Genomic DNA, 16,770 nt, shown 5'->3' with positions numbered 1-16,770 from the left:
GTGATAAATGATAGGCCGACCACGGGCGGATTAAAATCGAAACAATTTGCCGATATTGTTCAAAAAAATAGAATGATTTTGAGGGGGTTAAAACGGGAAAGCGATCAGCTCGACGCCCTCTGGCGTGACTTTGACCATGGAGCCTTCAGTGTGCCAGGCACCCAACACCACGCGATGGGCCGGTTCGCCGTTGGCGATAAGGGAATTGACGTCTGGACGATGGGTATGACCGTGGATCAACCACTGAACGCCATGCTTTTCCATCACGCTCACCACGGCCTGCGGATTCACGTCCATGATGGTCATGGATTTGCTGCTGTTGGCGGCTTTGCTGCCTGCGCGCATTCTGGCGGCGATACGGTTGCGGATAAACAGCGGCAGGGCAAGGAACACCTTCTGGATCCACGGGGTGTGGACCTTGGCGCGAAACGCCAGGTAGCCGGTATCGTCGGTGCAGAGCGTGTCGCCGTGCATGATCAGGACCTTGCGGCCATAGAGATTGAGTACCCGTTCTTCCGGCAGCAGCGTCATGCCGCTTTCGCGGGCATAGCGCTTGCCGATCAGGAAATCACGATTGCCGTGAATGAAGTAGCAGGGGACGCCGGAATCTACCAGCGCGTGAATGGCGGCGGCCATTTCACTGTGCAGCGGGTTAGGGTCGTCGTCGCCAATCCAGGCTTCAAACAGGTCGCCCAGGATGTACAGCGCATCGGCGCTTTTCGCTTCACCGCGTAAAAAACGCAGAAAACCGGCGGTAATCGCCGGTTCTTCTGTTTGCAGATGCAGATCTGCAATAAAGAGTGTCGCCACCAATTACTCGCTGACGGTCACGCTTGTAATCACAACGTCTTCTTTAGGAACGTCCTGGTGCATACCGCTGCGGCCAGTAGCGACGGCTTTGATCTTGTCAACCACGTCCATACCTTCAACCACTTCTGCGAATACGCAGTAGCCCCAACCCTGCAGGCTTTCGCCGGAGAAGTTCAGGAAGTCGTTGTCAGCCACGTTAATGAAGAACTGCGCGGTAGCAGAGTGAGGTGCCTGAGTACGCGCCATCGCCAGCGTGCCGCGGGTGTTTTTCAGGCCGTTGTTCGCTTCGTTTTTGATCGCTTCTTTGGTGGCTTTCTGGTTCATGCCAGGTTCGAAACCGCCGCCCTGGATCATAAAACCGTTGATCACGCGGTGGAAAATGGTGTTGTTGTAGAAACCTTCGCGGCAGTAGTCCAGGAAGTTTTTAACTGTTTCAGGCGCTTTGTCATCAAAGGTTTTGATTACGATATCGCCATGATTAGTGTGGAAAGTAACCATTTTTGCATCCTGTTCCGTTATTGTGGTACGTCGACCCGCCTTCGGGTCATCTATAGGGGCTTGTTATAGCATAACCACAGGATGCGATCACCTTGCATTGTGTGCTGCTTCGGGTTTGAATTACGGGTAGAATAGCCGGTTTTCAACCACACACGTGTTTACATGGAATCTTCGATGTTAAAAATCTTTAATACAATGACGCGCCAAAAAGAGGAATTTAAACCTATCCATGCCGGGGAAGTTGGCATGTACGTGTGTGGTATTACGGTTTACGATCTCTGTCACATTGGCCATGGCCGTACCTTTGTCGCCTTCGATGTGGTATCTCGCTACCTGCGTTTTCTGGGGTACAACCTGAAATACGTGCGCAACATCACCGACATCGACGATAAGATCATCAAGCGCGCCAATGAAAACGGCGAAAGCTTTGTCGCGCTGGTGGATCGCATGATCGCTGAGATGCACAAAGACTTCGACGCCCTGAATATTCTGCGTCCGGACAGCGAGCCGCGCGCGACCCACCATATTCACGAAATCATCGAGATTACCGAAAAGCTGATCGCCCGCGGTCATGCCTACGTTGCGGACAACGGCGACGTCATGTTCTCCGTGCCGACGGACCCCGCCTACGGTGCGCTTTCCCGTCAGGATCTGGATCAGCTCCAGGCCGGTGCCCGCGTTGACGTGGTTGACGTGAAGCGTAACCCGATGGACTTCGTGCTGTGGAAAATGTCCAAAGAGGGTGAACCAAGCTGGCCATCCCCGTGGGGCGAAGGCCGTCCGGGCTGGCACATTGAATGTTCCGCGATGAACTGCAAACAGCTGGGCAAACACTTCGACATTCACGGCGGCGGCTCGGACCTGATGTTCCCGCACCACGAAAACGAAATTGCGCAGTCTACCTGCGCCCACGGCGGCGAGTACGTGAACTACTGGATGCACTCCGGGATGGTTATGGTTGACCGCGAGAAGATGTCGAAATCGCTGGGTAACTTCTTCACCGTGCGCGACGTGCTGAAGTACTACGACGCGGAAACCGTTCGCTACTTCCTGATGTCCGGCCACTATCGCAGCCAGCTGAACTACAGCGAAGAGAACCTGAAACAGGCGCGCTCGGCGCTGGAGCGCCTGTATACCGCGCTGCGCGGTACCGACAGGTCTGTTCCTGCTGCAGGCGGCGAAGCGTTCGAAGCTCGCTTCGTTGAGGTGATGAACGACGACTTCAACACACCGGAAGCCTACTCCGTGCTGTTCGACATGGCGCGCGAAGTGAACCGCCTGAAGTCCGAGGATATGGCGGCCGCGAATGCGCTGGCGTCACATCTGCGTAAGCTCTCTGCCGTGCTCGGCCTGCTGGAGCAGGAGCCGGACGCGTTCCTGCAGAGCGGTGCGCAGGCGGACGACGGTGAAGTGGCGGAGATTGAAGCGTTGATCAAGGCGCGTCTGGAAGCGCGTCAGGCGAAGGACTGGGCGGCGGCAGATGCGGCGCGCAACCGTCTGACCGAGATGGGCATCATTCTGGAAGACGGCCCGCAGGGAACGACCTGGCGCCGTAAGTAAGTCTGGGGCGCGCTGATGCCCTCACCCCAGCCCTCTCCCACAGGGAGAGGGTGCAAACACTAAAAACGGCAACTTGAGTTGCCGTTTTGCTTTTACCTCCGCCTCCACCACAACATCCCCATCAGTACGATCCCCGGCAGCCACACCCACAGCAGTTCCGAGATAATGACCTCATGCCCGTACGGCGTGGTATAGCGCGACAGCGCAAACGGCGCCACCTTAATCACCTGCCACGGCGCAAAGAAGCGTTCATCAGACCACGGCCACAGCCAGCCGACGCCTTTCCCGCCCGTGGTAATCGAATCCAGCAGGCTGTGCGACAGCAGTGACACGGTTAAAAACAGCCAGCATCGCGTCAGGCTGGTTCTGAACCAACGTCGTCCAGTCAGCACGCAAAGTATCGGCACTACAAAGGCAAACAGCAGGGAGTGGGTAAAGCCGCGGTGGCCGAAAACATTGCCGTACGCGACGCCAAATTTAAATGCCAGCACGTCGGCATCCGGAAGCATGGCGAGGATAATCCCGGCAAACAGCAGGCGGGGAGGAATCACTTTGGTTCCCAGGCCTAAGCCTAGGCAAAGCGGAACAGCGGCGTGCGTAATAACGGTAGGCATTGTGATTATCCATGGCAAATCATGGAAATATAGCAGTCATCCCGCGCTAAAAAACCTGTGCGAAATTCTGAATTTACGCCGATTCTCGAGCGATAAGCTGCCCGGAAAGCGTAATGCGCTGGGTTTGCAGCGTCGGCTCCTTCAGCGTGCGGATAATCAGCCCGGCCGCCTGACGCCCCGTCTCTTCGCTGGCGGACGAGACGTAGGTAAACGATGGCGAGGTGAGGTTAACGTGGAGCATATCTTCGAAACCGACCAGCGCGACCTGCTGCGTCAGAAAGACATCTTTACCCACCGTACGCCCGACCTGATGAATACCGGAGATAGAGCCGATCATGGCATCCGGCGAGTGGCAGAGCAGGGCGGTGATGGTGTTGTTTTTTTCCAGCAACTGGCGGGTGGCGAAACCCGCGGCCAGCGTGTCATCGCTGCAGGCCGGAGAGTATTCATCGCGCCAGACCAGCCCGTTTTGCGCCATCGCGCTGCGAAAACCGAGCAGGCGCTGTTCGCGGATAAGGCAGCCTTCGCGTCCGCCAATGTAGGCGATATTGCGATGACCGCGCTCGATAAGATAACGCACCGCCAGATTGGCCGCCTGTCGGTTATCGCGCATCACCAGATTGCATTTTTCATCCAGCAGCGACTGCGAGACCACCACCAGCGGCAGCGGGCAGCGGCGAATCTGTTCCGGCAGGGTAGACGTGCGGGTATCCGAGGCCAGATAGATAACTCCGGCGACGCCCTGCTGCTTAAACGACAGCAGGCAGCGCTCAAGATGGTCATGGTCGTTCTGGGGCTGACCGAGAAAAACCATATACCCCTGTTTTTCGAGATCCTGAACGATGCTCGCCATCACCTTGATGGAGAAACTGTCGCTAAAGTCACGGAGGATCAGGCCAATCAGGTTGGACGTATTGGCGCGGAGGTTGGCAGCGGCAACGTTATGAACATAGCCCAGCGTATTGATGGCAGCGTTGACCTTCTCGATCGTTGCCTCTGAGATTTTCCCTTTCTGGCGCAGCACCAGCGAGACGGTTGAGACCGACACGCCCGCGTGCTTTGCGACATCAATAATGCTGACTTTCTTCAAAACCGCTCCCTGAAATTTACCGATTATCAGCCAGATAAAACACGTCTCCCAGCGTACAGGAGACGTGTCGTTCAGGCATCTTATTATTTGCCGATCATGGTGGACATGGTCTGGGCGATAAACTGTGCTCTGGCACCGAAAATCACCTGAATACCGTTGTCGCCGACAAACACCACGCCGCGCGCGCCGAGTCCGTTCAGACCGTCTTTATCCACCACCTCGCTTTTTGTCACTTCCAGGCGAAGACGGGTGATACAGGCGCCGACGGAGTCGATGTTATGCGCACCGCCCAGCAGGGTGATGATCTCTGTCGCGAGTTCGGAATCCGATTTCTCATCCGCGTTAGCGGTCACTTCAGTGCGGCCCGGCGTTTTCACGTCGAAACGACGGATCACAAAGCGGAACGTGAAGTAATAAATCAGGCCCATTGGAATGCCGATGATAATGGCGCTCAGGAAGTGGGTCTGGTAGCCGTTAAAGGACGGCAGGATCCCGAATGACAGATAGTCGATAAAGCCCGCGGAGAACGACTTGGCGATATGCGCATGCAGCAGGTACATGGTCATGTAGGCCAGGCCCGCCATGATGGCGTTAAAGACGTACAGGATCGGCGCCACGAAGATAAAGGTAAACTCAACCGGTTCGGTGATCCCCGTCAGGAAGCAGGTCAGCGCCGCGGAGAACAGAATACCGGCCGCGATTTTTTTATTCTTCGTATGGGCTTCGTGATACATCGCCAGGCATGCCGCAGGCAGCGCGAACAGCATCAGCGGGAATTCACCCTGCATGAACTTACCAGCGTTCTGGTAGGTGTCGCTGCTGAAGGATTTCACCCCTTCTTCCAGCATCTTGAACCAGATGGTCTGGTCGCCGTGGATCACCTGGCCTGCCTGGGTGGTGTAATCCCCAAACGAATACCAGAAGGACGGATACCAGATATGGTGCAGACCGAGCGGGATCAGCGCGCGCTCTACCAGACCGAAGATAAAGGTCGACGCCGCCTGATTATCACCGTTCACCACCACGGAGAGCGCGTCGATACCGGCCTGAATATGCTGCCAGACGTATGGCAGCAGCAGCCCCATCAGGAACGAGAGGAACGCCGTTGCAATCGCCACGAAGCGCTTGCCGGAGAAGAAGCCCAGGAATTCCGGAAGCTGCATGGTGTGGAAGCGGTTATAGCACCAGGCCGCGAGAATACCGCAGATCAGGCCGCCGAAGACGCCCATCTGCAGCGTCGGAATGCCCACCACCATGGCGTATTTCCCGCCCTGAGAGGCCATTTCCGGCGTGATGCTCAGCACGGTGCTGATGGTGATATTCGTGACAAACACCGATACCGCCGCAGACAGCGCCGCGATGCCGGATTCTGACGCCAGACCCACGGCGGAGCCAATGGCAAACAGCATTGGCAGGTTATCAAAAATAACCCCGCCCGCGTTCATCATCAGCGGCAGATGGAACTTATCGCCGAAGGCCAGCAGCAGGCCCGCAGCGGGAAGCAGTGAAATTGGCAGCATTAAGGCGCGACCAATCATCGATAACTTAGACAGCGATTTAACAAACCCTGATATCAGACTCATGCTGATTTCCCCCGAGTAGCGCTTTTTTTGGCGCTGTTATTGTAAGTAGAACGTTTTAGTAGAACGTTCTACTTATCGTGGGCAAAGAGTGAAAAACGCGCAACTGAATTTTCACTTTTCAACAGATGAAATAGTGATTATTTGAAGTGGATCGATAAATAACCGCGATGGGGGAGAGGGGATTTAAAATCCCCTCTCCCTGTGGGAGAGGGTATCAAACGGCTCAGGCCGTAACGGTTACGCTTTGCCCTTCAAAGCTCACGGTCTGGCCCGCGACAATCTTGCAGCGCTTGCGCGTTTCTACCACGCCGTCGACTTTTACCAGCCCGTCGGCGATAACGATTTTCGCCTGTGCGCCGCTTTCGCTCCAGCCTTCCAGCTTGAGCAGGTCGCACAGCTCAACGTGCGGGTGTTTACCTAATGAAAAAGTCGCCATCTTACGCGTCCTCTACGTCGTGATATTCTTCGCACGCCTGCAGCGTATTCTGAATCAGCGTTGCTACGGTCATCGGGCCTACGCCGCCCGGTACTGGGGTAATGTAAGACGCGCGCGCGGCGGCATCTTCATACACCACGTCGCCGACCACTTTGCCGTTTTCCAGACGGTTAATTCCGACGTCCACGACAATCGCACCCTCTTTAATCCACTCGCCAGGAATAAAGCCTGGCTTGCCGACCGCGACGATCAGCAGATCGGCGTTCTCAACGTGGTGGCGCAGGTTTTTGGTGAAGCGGTGGGTGACGGTGGTGGTGCAGCCGGCCAGCAGCAGCTCCATGCTCATCGGACGGCCCACGATGTTGGACGCGCCGATGACCACGGCATTCAGACCGTAGGTGTCGATATTATAACGCTCAAGCAGCGTCACGATACCGCGTGGCGTGCAAGGACGCAGACGCGGCGCACGCTGGCACAGGCGGCCAACGTTGTACGGGTGGAAACCGTCCACGTCTTTATCCGGTGCGATACGCTCCAGCACCTTCACGTTGTCGATACCAGCGGGTAGCGGCAGCTGAACCAGAATACCGTCGATTTCTTTATCGGCGTTCAGGGTGTCAATAAGTTCCAGCAGTTCTGCTTCGCTGGTGGTTTCCGGCAAATCGTAAGAGCGGGAGACGAAGCCCACCTCTTCACACGCTTTGCGCTTGCTGCCGACATAAATTTGCGATGCCGGGTTGCTGCCAACCAGCACAACGGCCAGCCCGGGGGCGCGTTTTCCGGCAGCTTTACGCGCCTTCACTTTTTCCGCGACCTCAGAGCGCACCTGCTGCGCAATCGTTTTACCGTCAATAATCTTTGCTGCCATCAGAGAGAAGATTCCGTCTGTAACGTTTGAAAGGGGGGATGGCGTGTATTTTGTCAGAAGCGAGCGTCGCTGTCAGTCACCCTTTACGCGTTTTTATCAGCGTGACGCAAAAACCCTTCTTAAGGGATGGTCAATTTCTTAGGCGGGATTAGGATGTGACCTGGCGAAATGGCAGCGTTTTGACATATTTAAAAACCGTGCACTGAGCTACTTTGTCTCCTCCGAAATAAGCTTTCAATTCATCAATTGAACGTATTTCTTATTCCCGATTATTCGCGGGAAGGGTTATTTACATTTTAAAGGAATAGACATGAAACTCAGCAACATTGCTTCTACTGTTATTGCAACTTTGGCCCTGGTTGCGGGTGCCGCAAATGCAGCGGATCCTGCTGCGCCGGTTTCCGTAAATGGCGGTACCGTACATTTTAAAGGTGAGCTGGTTAATGCTGCTTGTTCAGTAAATACTGATTCTTCCGAGCAGACCGTTAATCTGGGTCAGTATCGTACCGCGAAATTCACCAAAGTGGGCGACACCACCTCTAATATCCCATTCAACATTGAACTGAACGATTGCGATCCGCTGGTTGCCAAAACTGCAGCCGTTGCGTTCACCGGTCAGATCGACCCAACCGACAAAACCCTGCTGGCCGTCACCTCCGGTAACAACGACAACACCGCGAAAGGCGTGGGTATCGAGATCCTCGACAGCAAATCCAGCGTTCTGACCCCGGACGGCGCGACCTTCTCTGCTGCGCAGACGCTGATCGAAGGGACGAACACCCTGAAGTTCACCGCGCGTTACAAATCAACGGCTGCCACCACTGAGCCAGGCCAGGCGAACGCTGACGCCACCTTCGTAATGAAATACGAATAATTCCTCCGCACAGGGATGTTCAGGCCTCAGGGACGAGGCCCGTCATACGCTAATGCCAGGAACGAAGGATGACAAGGACTGGAACACTACTGCTGTTAACCCTTGCGATGGCTTGCCCGGCATCGGCGCATACCGTGGTGATCGAAGGCGGCAAGGTTCATCTCAGAGGTGAACTGGTGAACGGCGGCTGCGCCGTGGCGCCCGACAGCCAGAATATGCGCATCGACATGGGCCAGTACCGAACCAATTCATTTTCCGGTGTGGGCAGTTTTTCCACGGTGAATGTGCCTTTCACCGTACGGCTGCTGGACTGCAGCGTTGATGTTTCGCGCACCGTGGGGATCCAGTTTCAGGGCGTCACGCCCGCAGAGGATCCGCAGGTCTTTCTGGCGACATCGCGGCCGGGTGAAACATCTGTCAGCAGCGGCGTCGGGCTGGCGCTCTTTGACGAACAGCAACGTCAGATAATCCCAAACGCTACGGCCGTCAGCTGGCTGCCTGTCGATACCCGCGAGCTCGCGTTCCATTTTAGCGCCCGCTATCGGGCTATTTCCGAACATCTCGAGCCAGGCAAAATTCAGTCGGATGTCTGGTTTACGTTGATTTATCCATAACACCTGCGAACACATTATTAAAGGTACGGTTGTGATGAATACCCTAATTAAACCAGGACTTTTTTTATCGTTTATTTTGATGATGGTTTCTGCATGCGCAAATGCATCCGGCGGTATTGCACTGGGGGCCACGCGCGTTATTTATCCGGCAGAGGCGAAGCAAACGTCGCTGGCGATCACCAACAGCAACAAACAGGAACGTTATTTAATTAACGCGTGGATCGAAAATGCGAGCGGGCAAAAAGAAAAAACGTTTGCCGTCACTCCGCCCCTGTTTGTTAGCGAGCCGAACAGCGAAAACACGCTGCGTATTATTTACGCCGGGCCGGCGCTGCCTGCCGATCGCGAATCGCTCTTTTACATGAACGTGAAGGCGATCCCGTCGGTGAACAAAGCGAAAACGGAAAACAATAACGTGCTGCAGCTGGCGATCCTTTCACGCATCAAGCTGTTTGTGCGCCCGAACAACCTGGCGATGCAGCCGGAAGAGGCGCTTTCCCAGCTGCGGTTTGAGCGCGCCGGCAACCATCTCAAAGTCAGCAACGCGTCGCCGTATTACATCACGCTCGTTAATCTGAAGCTGGGCGGGCAGACGCTGGACAACCTGATGGTTGCGCCGAAAAGTTCGTCTCAGCAGGTGCTGCCAGCCGGTGCCAGCGGTACGCTTTCCTGGCAGAGCGTGAATGACTACGGTGCCATCACCCCGGCGCGCAGCGTCAACCTGTGAGCAGAGTCAGGGCGATGAAAAACCACCAGGGACGTTACTGCCCGGTTGCACTGGCGCTGATGGCTGCGCTCTGGCCGCAGGCTGGCTGGAGCGAAAGTTATTTCAACCCGGCCTTTTTGTCCGACGATACCGCCAGCGTGGCGGATTTGTCGCGTTTTGAACAAGGACACCAGCAGGCACCCGGCGTTTATCGCGTGGATATCTGGCGTAACGATGAGTTTATCGGTACCCAGGACGTGCGTTTTGAGCTGGCAGAGAACACACCGCCGGTGGCGGGCGGTTTGTCGGCGTGCATTACGCGCGCGATGCTCGATCGCTTTGGCGTCAACGTCGCGGCGTTTCCCGAGCTGGCTAAGGTGCAGGGCGAGACCTGCGTTCCGCTGACCACGGCTATACCCGGCAGCGAAACGGTATTCAACTTTGCCTCGCAGCGTCTGGACGTCAGCCTGCCGCAGGTGGCTTTGCAAAACAGCGCCCGGGGCTATATTCCGCCTGAACAGTGGGATGAAGGTATCCCCGCCGCACTGGTGAACTACAGCTTCTCCGGTAACCGGGGAAGCGAAGACGACAGCTATTACCTCAACCTGCAAAGCGGATTGAACTATGGCGCCTGGCGTTTACGTAACAACGGCGCATGGCGGTACACGCAGAATAACGGGCAGCGGCACAGCGAGTGGCAGAATATTGGCACCTGGGCGCAGCGCACCGTCATCCCGCTGAAAAGTGAACTGGTGCTGGGCGACAGCAATACCGGGAATGACGTCTTCGACAGCATGGGTTTTCGCGGCGGGCGGCTTTTCTCGTCTGACAGCATGTATCCGGACAGCCTGCAGGGCTACGCGCCGACCGTGCGCGGGATCGCCCGTACGCCCGCCAAAGTGGTCGTTCGACAGAATGGCTACGTTATCTATCAAAGCTATGTGCAGCCGGGCGCATTTGCCATCACCGACCTTAACCCCACCTCCTCAAGCGGTGACCTGGAAGTCACGGTCGAAGAGAAAGACGGCACCCAGCAGCGCTATACCGTGCCGTACTCCACCGTGCCGCTTCTGCAGCGTGAAGGGCGCTGGAAGTATGACCTCGTGGCGGGGGATTACCGCAGCGGTAACAGCGATCAGGATACGCCATTCTTCACCCAGGGAACCCTGATTACCGGTCTCGCCAACGGTTACACGCTCTACGGCGGAACTCAGCTGGCATCGCGCTATACCGCGGTGGCCGTCGGGGCCGGAAAAAACCTGGGCGACTGGGGCGCGGTCTCGCTCGATATCACCCACGCCCGCAGCCAGCTCGCGGACGACAGCAAGCATGAAGGGCAGTCTCTGCGCTTCCTCTACGCGAAATCCCTTAACGGCTTCGGCACCAACTTCCAGCTGCTGGGGTACCGCTACTCCACAAAAGGGTTTTACACCCTTGACGATGTGGCCTGGCGCTCAATGGAGGGCTATCAGTATGCCGATAGCAAGAACGATAACGATGTGCCGGACGTGCAGAGTTATCACAACCTGACGTGGAATAAAAAAGGCCGCTTCCAGCTCAACGTTTCTCAGTCGCTGGGGGACTATGGCTCGGTCTATATCTCCGGTAGCGAGCAGACCTACTGGGGAACAGACGAGACGAATCTCTGGTACCAGCTGGGCTACGCGGGAGGCATGAAGGGGATCAACTACTCCGTCTCGTGGTCGTGGAACAAATCCGTCGGGATCGACGGCACCGACCGCATCGCGTCGTTTAACGTCTCCGTGCCGTTCAGCATCTTTACCCGTCAGGGCTATCGTCGGGACAGCGCGATTGACCGCGCCTACGCTACGGCATCCGCCAGCCGGAACAGCGATGGCGATACAAGCTGGCAAACCGGCGTCAGCGGCACGCTGCTGGAAGACCGCAACCTGAACTACAGCGTGACCCAGGGACACACCAGCACCAACGGCTCAAGCGGAAGCGCCAGCGCCAACTGGCAGGCGACCTACGGCACATTGGGCGTCGGCTACAACTACAGCGACGATCAGCACGATCTCAACTGGCAGCTCTCCGGCGGGGTGGTCGGCCACGCCGATGGCGTGACCTTCAGCCAGCCGTTGGGGGACACCAACGTGCTGATCAAAGCTCCGGGGGCATCTGGCGTCAGCGTGGAAAACCAGACCGGCGTGAGAACCGACTGGCGAGGCTACGCGGTGATGCCGTATGCCACTGTCTACCGCTACAACCGTGTGGCGCTGGATACCAACACCATGAGCAATAACACCGATATCGAAAACAACGTGAGCAGCGTGGTGCCAACCAAAGGCGCGCTGGTGCGCGCCAGCTTTGATACCCGCATCGGCGTGCGCGCCCTGCTGACGGTGATGCGCGGCAACCAGCCGGTGCCGTTCGGCGCGGTGGTTCGCGAAAACCGAAGCGGCGTGACCAGCATGGTGGGGGATGACGGGCAAATTTACCTGAGCGGGCTGCCGCTGGAAGGCGAACTGCTGATCCAGTGGGGCGACGGGGCGCAATCCCAGTGTCGCGCGCCTTACAGCTTGTCTGAAAAGAGCCTGCAACAGGCAATCACACTTAAGGGGATCGGCTGTGATTAAAACTCAAATCTTTGCTTTGTCGCTTCTGGCGTTACTGCCCGCGACAAACGCATTAGCGACCGTGTGCGTCAATGAAAAAGGCGTGCCGACGGAAGTGCATTACGATCTGACGGATAAATTCAACAGCTCGAATAACCAGATCGGACAGGTCGTGACGCTCAGCGAGAAGTCGCAGTGGGTAGGGGTCAATGCCGTCTGCCCGAAGGGCACCGTCGGGAATACCACCAAGCGTAGCTATGTGACCGATTATCAGGTAACAGGAACGAGCGATGGCTACCAGTATCTGAAGCTTAACGACTATCTGGACGGGGCCATGAAAATCACGGACAGCTATGCTGGCGTGTTTTATCCGCCAAAAAGCTATATCCAGATGGGGAGCCATCCTAACGTCTCTAAAAACAAACCGTTTGGCGTTCAGGACTCCAGCCTTGTCTTCCGCCTTAAGGTGACCCGGCGTTTTATTAACATGGTCGTTATCCCGCGCGCCACCATGTTCCGCGTCTACGTCACCACCACCTCATCCGATCCGTTAACCACGCCGGTCTATACCATTAGCTACAGCGGAACCATTCAGGTGCCGCAAAGCTGCGCCATTAATGCAGGTAACGTGGTGGAGTTTGATTTCGGCGACATTGGCGCCTCCTTGTTCAGCAAGGCGGGCGTAGGTAACAAACCGGAGGGCGTCTCATCGCAGAGCAAAACCATCGCCATTAAATGCACCAACGTAGAGGCGAACGCCATGCTGACGATGCGCGTCGAGGCGGAAAAAGTCTCTGATAATGTGCTGGTGTCGGATAACCCGGATGTGGGATTCATCATTGCTAATCAGAGCGGGGCGCCGCTGACGCCTAACAACCTGACAAGTAAAATTCCGTTCCGCCTTGACGACAGCGCGCAGGCGCAGGTGGGGATCCGGGTCTGGCCGGTGAGCGTGACGGGCAATAAGCCTGCGGAAGGGCGCTTCACCTCGCGCGGGTATTTGCGCGTGGATTACGATTAAGGAGCCGATATGCGAAACGGGATCCGTTTAATCACCGTAGCGCTCTTTGCGCTTTGCACACAGGCCCAGGCGGACACCGCGTTGGGCGAAATTAATATTCGGCTCTACGGCAATATTGTCGATTTTACCTGCGTCGCGGAAGGCAGCGACAGCGACAAGACCGTCACGCTGGGCACATGGCCCACGAAACAGCTCAGCACCACCGGGAGCCGCACGCAGCCCATGCCGTTTACGCTGAAGCTGACCGGCTGTCCGCCGGGCTCGGCGTCCATCACGTTTTCGGGTAAAGCCGACGGGAGCAATAACGGTTTGCTGGCGCTGAATGACGCCAGTACTGCAAGTCGTGTCGCGGTAGAGATCAGGGATGCGAATAAAACGCGCCTGGCTCTCCAGCAGGCCAGCCAGCCGGTCTCGGTTGATGCGCAGGGGAATGCGATACTGTCGTTTTATGCCAATTATATTGCCACCGCAGATAACCCTCAGCCCGGACGAGCCGATGCGGATGCCACCTTTATGATTAACTATAATTAGCACTGACCGCACTCCCTGCAGCTCAGATAAGCTGCAGGGAGTGAATTCAGGTTAAAGCAGTTCGTGCGCTTTGGCGTAATCAATTAATTCCACGATGCTTTGCACACCCAGCTTGGAATAAATATTGGATTTATGCGCGCTAATGGTTTTGTTGCTTAATAGTAGCTGTTCAGCAATTTCCTTATTGGATAATCCATTCGCCAGATATCGTAATACCGTGACCTCGCGGTTCGATAATGGCATATCTACTGCCATCCCTTTCCCTGAACCCAAATGGTTTATAAAGTTCAGCGTTTCTGACGGGAAAAAGGAATAGCCCATCAGGATCATTTCTACGGCGTTGTAGATCTCGCCCAAATCTTTACGTTTACTGACGAAGCCATTTGCCCCGGCGCGAATGGCGCGACCCGCGTAAAATAACTCTGATTTAGACGAGAGAAACAGAACCTTAATGTCTTTGTTTAAGTTTCTGATTCTCTTAAGCAAAGCGAAAGCATCCGTGCCCGTGAGTTCAATGTCAAGGATCACCAGATCGATAGGGTGATTGCGGATACAGTCAAGGACTTCATGGCTATCGCCAGACTTGAGCTTGACTGTGATATTCTTATTTTTCTGTAGCAGGACTTCTATCGACATTCTGACGATAGGATGTTCGTCCATAATGATAACGGATGCCGGTTTCATTTTTAATGCCTCAGATTGTTAAAAGCGTTGTGCAGAGTTTGGTAAAACTCTCGAAATGCCGGAAGGATATAATGTGCAGATCCCTATACCGTAGTATTTCCCTGGAAAGAGCGAAAGCATCCTTGTTTACGTAATGAAAAGAACTATGCCTCAGCGCGGTCATCTCATTAGGCTGGTGTTGGCAAAAAGGTTTTTCTTATTCAGATTTGATACGCATCTTATTATACAGGGTAAGTTTTTTCCGAAAACCCTGTAAATTAATATCCGCTTATGGGTTTGTATTATCTTCTGGATCTGAATCGCTATTTTTTTAAATTTAGCGGAAATATCCTGTTATCTCATTTACCGCATATTTTCATCTTTATGTAATAACAAAAAATAACAGATATCTCTTAATGTTGATTAATTGTTAACGAAAATACCCATCATTTAGGGGGACTAACCCACGCTGGTGAGCTCAACAATTGCCCTCGCAGGCCGCCAGTCCTTCATCTGAAAGCGCGCTGGTTGATTAGAAGGTCCACATCTCCTGCACAGGAGAACATGCTATCCGCTTTGCTTTTTCCTCCCTGACGTTGCCGCTAAGCTGCTTGTTTTTACATCATTATCATCTTGTTAACGCTATCTGCATTCACTTAACGGATGGAGTAAAGTGCTGCCGTTTGTTCATTCTGTGGCATTTCACAATGTTCGCGTCCTTAAATTAGGAATAGTTATAAATTCGATTTAATTGTTAAAAATTAACATTTATGCAACGCAGGTGGTAAGTAAATTCCTAAACAGCTTTAGGAAATAAGGGGTTAGGACGTGAGTGAAAATGTGCAGTCTGAGAGGTTATTAAGAAGATGCAGCAATTCCTGACGATGGCTCAGCCCGAGCTTCACCAGGATGCAGCTGAGACGATAGATAATACGGCTATAGGGACGATTCTGCATAAGGGCAATCTGACGTAATGTCTTGCCCCGGGAAAGCTCCTGCAGGATGGGCCATTCGTTGCGTGAAAACCAGTCTTTCTCCGTACCCTGCGGAGGGAGGGTATCCAGCAGGCTCTGCTGGAGCGCAGCGGCATTCAGCTGGCGTTCGAGAACATGAAAGGGACCTGCCGCTTTGCAGAAGAGGCGGGTGTCGTAATTATCGGCCCTGACCAACAGCCAGGGCGTCAGGAACGGAGGAAACAGACTATGCCGTCTCAACTGATCCAGTTTCTCCAGAAGCCCCGTGGACCGGCTTTCAATATCCACGACCAGACGGGCTGAGGGCCACTGCGTCTGAGCGATGAGGGCATCGTCCAGCGTGGCGTAGTCGCAGCAGCTGCTCAGGGGAAATTGCCCGTTGAGAAAACCGGTGCGCAGGTAGTGATCCTCAGTCACCAGAAGGATAAAAGGGGCGTCTGTTTTGCGGGGCTGGCTGATGGACTGGCTCAAGAATTCGAGCCGGTCGAAAAAGGGGGGAGCAAAAGGTGAGCGCGTAAATCCCAGTGCATCACTTCCTGTACGCCGCCGCCGGTAACGGCGCACTGTCATTCGCATGGTCTCCCTCCTGGAAATGGCTTTCTAATCCTCCGGCCATGTCCAGGACGGCCAGTAATACCCCTGGCCGAGATCTGCGCCTGCCTGCAGTGCACAGGTACGATCGCGTTCAGTCTCAATACCTTCAATAAGCACTTTCCCGGCAAGCTGAAAGCAAAGGGAAACCAGTTGCCTCAACTCAGGGGTGTCGCGTAAACGCCAGAATGCTTCCTTATCTATTTTGATGCCGCTTAACGGGAGTCGAAAGGATAAAAACGACTGCACTAAGACGTCATCGATGTCGTCCAGCCAGATTGCGTGCCCTCGTCTGCTCAACTGATGGAGATTCTGAACCACGAACTGCTTCTGTGCGACGGAAAGCGCCAAAATGGACGCGGGGTCGACAAACTCAATATTGAGCGGCACGCAGGATAATCTTATAAGTCGCTGAAAAGACGTGGGCTCTGTCAGAACGGTTATCGGCAGATTAATAAAAAGGTTATGACCGTGCGGCGTATTTTTTAACGTGGCAAGCTGCGCTTCAAGCAGCGTTATCGACCAGTCTGCGGACCGATCGCAAAAAAAGTCCTCACTGTGCCGCGTGTCGGCCAGAACGCTAAGGACCTCGACGCCAACCTGACGTAAGGAGGTAAGGGCGACGATGGGCTCAAGCTTAATGCCGACGATGTCCTGAGATATGTACTGTAACCGGGGGGGCGTATCGATCAGGTTTTGCGCTGTCACTCCATTGTCCTGTTGTCTGTCAGCCTCCAGGCGGCCGGGATACCTGACTCTAG

Annotated in this window: 17 protein-coding genes; 7 read left to right on the top strand and 10 right to left on the bottom strand. The window is 55.0% G+C overall.

Annotated elements, in window-relative coordinates; translation table 11 throughout:
- Window positions 1-87: 87 nt before the first annotated feature.
- Both lpxH and ppiB read right to left on the bottom strand, forming a co-directional pair.
- On the bottom strand, window positions 88-810 hold the full coding sequence (gene lpxH, locus F0319_RS01075; protein ID WP_149366089.1) for a UDP-2,3-diacylglucosamine diphosphatase: 723 nt from the start codon (window positions 808-810) through the stop codon (window positions 88-90).
- Between the two features lie 3 nt (window positions 811-813).
- Window positions 814-1,308 (bottom strand): peptidylprolyl isomerase B, encoded by a 495-nt coding sequence (ppiB, locus tag F0319_RS01070; protein WP_111963369.1) that lies wholly within the window; start codon window positions 1,306-1,308, stop codon window positions 814-816.
- A 174-nt stretch (window positions 1,309-1,482) separates the two neighbouring features.
- Here ppiB and cysS point away from each other — a divergent pair, with 174 nt between their 5' ends.
- Window positions 1,483-2,868 (top strand): cysteine--tRNA ligase, encoded by a 1,386-nt coding sequence (gene cysS / locus F0319_RS01065; RefSeq protein WP_149366088.1) that lies wholly within the window; start codon window positions 1,483-1,485, stop codon window positions 2,866-2,868.
- A gap of 92 nt (window positions 2,869-2,960) precedes the next feature.
- Here cysS and F0319_RS01060 read toward each other — a convergent pair whose 3' ends face one another.
- From F0319_RS01060 to folD, 5 genes are all read right to left on the bottom strand, one after another.
- A complete protein-coding gene (locus F0319_RS01060; RefSeq protein ID WP_149366087.1) occupies window positions 2,961-3,482 on the bottom strand; it encodes a metal-dependent hydrolase in 522 nt (173 codons plus the stop codon).
- Window positions 3,483-3,555: 73 nt separating this feature from the next.
- Window positions 3,556-4,572 carry a Mal regulon transcriptional regulator MalI gene (malI, locus tag F0319_RS01055; RefSeq protein ID WP_090417966.1) on the bottom strand — a complete coding sequence of 339 codons (1,017 nt, stop codon included), beginning with the start codon at window positions 4,570-4,572 and terminating at the stop codon, window positions 3,556-3,558.
- Window positions 4,573-4,655: 83 nt separating this feature from the next.
- Window positions 4,656-6,155, bottom strand: a complete 1,500-nt coding sequence (locus F0319_RS01050; protein WP_024906880.1) for a PTS transporter subunit EIIC — start codon at window positions 6,153-6,155, stop codon at window positions 4,656-4,658.
- Window positions 6,156-6,378: 223 nt separating this feature from the next.
- Complete coding sequence (gene ybcJ / locus F0319_RS01045) at window positions 6,379-6,591, bottom strand: ribosome-associated protein YbcJ (protein WP_023334767.1); 213 nt, start codon at window positions 6,589-6,591, stop codon at window positions 6,379-6,381.
- Between the two features lies 1 nt (window position 6,592).
- Window positions 6,593-7,459 (bottom strand): bifunctional methylenetetrahydrofolate dehydrogenase/methenyltetrahydrofolate cyclohydrolase FolD, encoded by an 867-nt coding sequence (gene folD / locus F0319_RS01040; RefSeq protein WP_008499332.1) that lies wholly within the window; start codon window positions 7,457-7,459, stop codon window positions 6,593-6,595.
- 310 nt (window positions 7,460-7,769) lie between these two features.
- On the opposite strand from folD, the gene fimA reads away from it, so the two are divergent.
- The 6 genes from fimA (at window position 7,770) to sfmF (ending at window position 13,781) form a co-directional block, all read left to right on the top strand.
- Window positions 7,770-8,333: a type 1 fimbrial major subunit FimA gene (gene fimA, locus F0319_RS01035; RefSeq protein WP_023310641.1), complete on the top strand. Its 564-nt coding sequence runs from the start codon at window positions 7,770-7,772 to the stop codon at window positions 8,331-8,333.
- Window positions 8,334-8,401: 68 nt separating this feature from the next.
- Entirely contained in the window at window positions 8,402-8,947 is a 546-nt protein-coding gene (fimI, locus tag F0319_RS01030; RefSeq protein ID WP_111963365.1) for a type 1 fimbrial protein subunit FimI, read from the top strand.
- A gap of 34 nt (window positions 8,948-8,981) precedes the next feature.
- Entirely contained in the window at window positions 8,982-9,674 is a 693-nt protein-coding gene (gene fimC / locus F0319_RS01025; RefSeq protein ID WP_115874399.1) for a type 1 fimbria chaperone FimC, read from the top strand.
- Window positions 9,675-9,688: 14 nt separating this feature from the next.
- A complete protein-coding gene (locus F0319_RS01020; RefSeq protein ID WP_149366086.1) occupies window positions 9,689-12,250 on the top strand; it encodes a fimbrial biogenesis usher protein in 2,562 nt (853 codons plus the stop codon).
- The gene (gene fimH, locus F0319_RS01015) at window positions 12,243-13,250 is read left to right on the top strand and encodes a type 1 fimbria D-mannose specific adhesin FimH (RefSeq protein WP_115874401.1); all 1,008 of its coding nucleotides are present in this window, start codon (window positions 12,243-12,245) and stop codon (window positions 13,248-13,250) included. The genes F0319_RS01020 and fimH overlap by 8 nt, the downstream gene beginning before the upstream one ends.
- A gap of 9 nt (window positions 13,251-13,259) precedes the next feature.
- Window positions 13,260-13,781, top strand: a complete 522-nt coding sequence (sfmF, locus tag F0319_RS01010; protein WP_149366085.1) for a fimbria assembly protein — start codon at window positions 13,260-13,262, stop codon at window positions 13,779-13,781.
- Window positions 13,782-13,832: 51 nt separating this feature from the next.
- Here sfmF and fimZ read toward each other — a convergent pair whose 3' ends face one another.
- The 3 genes from fimZ to F0319_RS00990 form a co-directional block, all read right to left on the bottom strand.
- Entirely contained in the window at window positions 13,833-14,465 is a 633-nt protein-coding gene (gene fimZ / locus F0319_RS01005; RefSeq protein WP_008499339.1) for a fimbria biosynthesis transcriptional regulator FimZ, read from the bottom strand.
- Window positions 14,466-15,265: 800 nt separating this feature from the next.
- Window positions 15,266-15,994 (bottom strand): helix-turn-helix transcriptional regulator, encoded by a 729-nt coding sequence (locus F0319_RS00995; protein ID WP_111963361.1) that lies wholly within the window; start codon window positions 15,992-15,994, stop codon window positions 15,266-15,268.
- Window positions 15,995-16,018: 24 nt separating this feature from the next.
- Window positions 16,019-16,717 carry an EAL domain-containing protein gene (locus F0319_RS00990; protein ID WP_111963360.1) on the bottom strand — a complete coding sequence of 233 codons (699 nt, stop codon included), beginning with the start codon at window positions 16,715-16,717 and terminating at the stop codon, window positions 16,019-16,021.
- Window positions 16,718-16,770 lie beyond the last annotated feature (53 nt).

Source organism: Enterobacter vonholyi (assembly GCF_008364555.1).
Taxonomy (GTDB): Bacteria; Pseudomonadota; Gammaproteobacteria; order Enterobacterales; family Enterobacteriaceae; genus Enterobacter; species Enterobacter vonholyi.
Note: the sequence above shows the minus strand (reverse complement) of the source record. Positions and strands in the feature narration are given on the sequence as shown.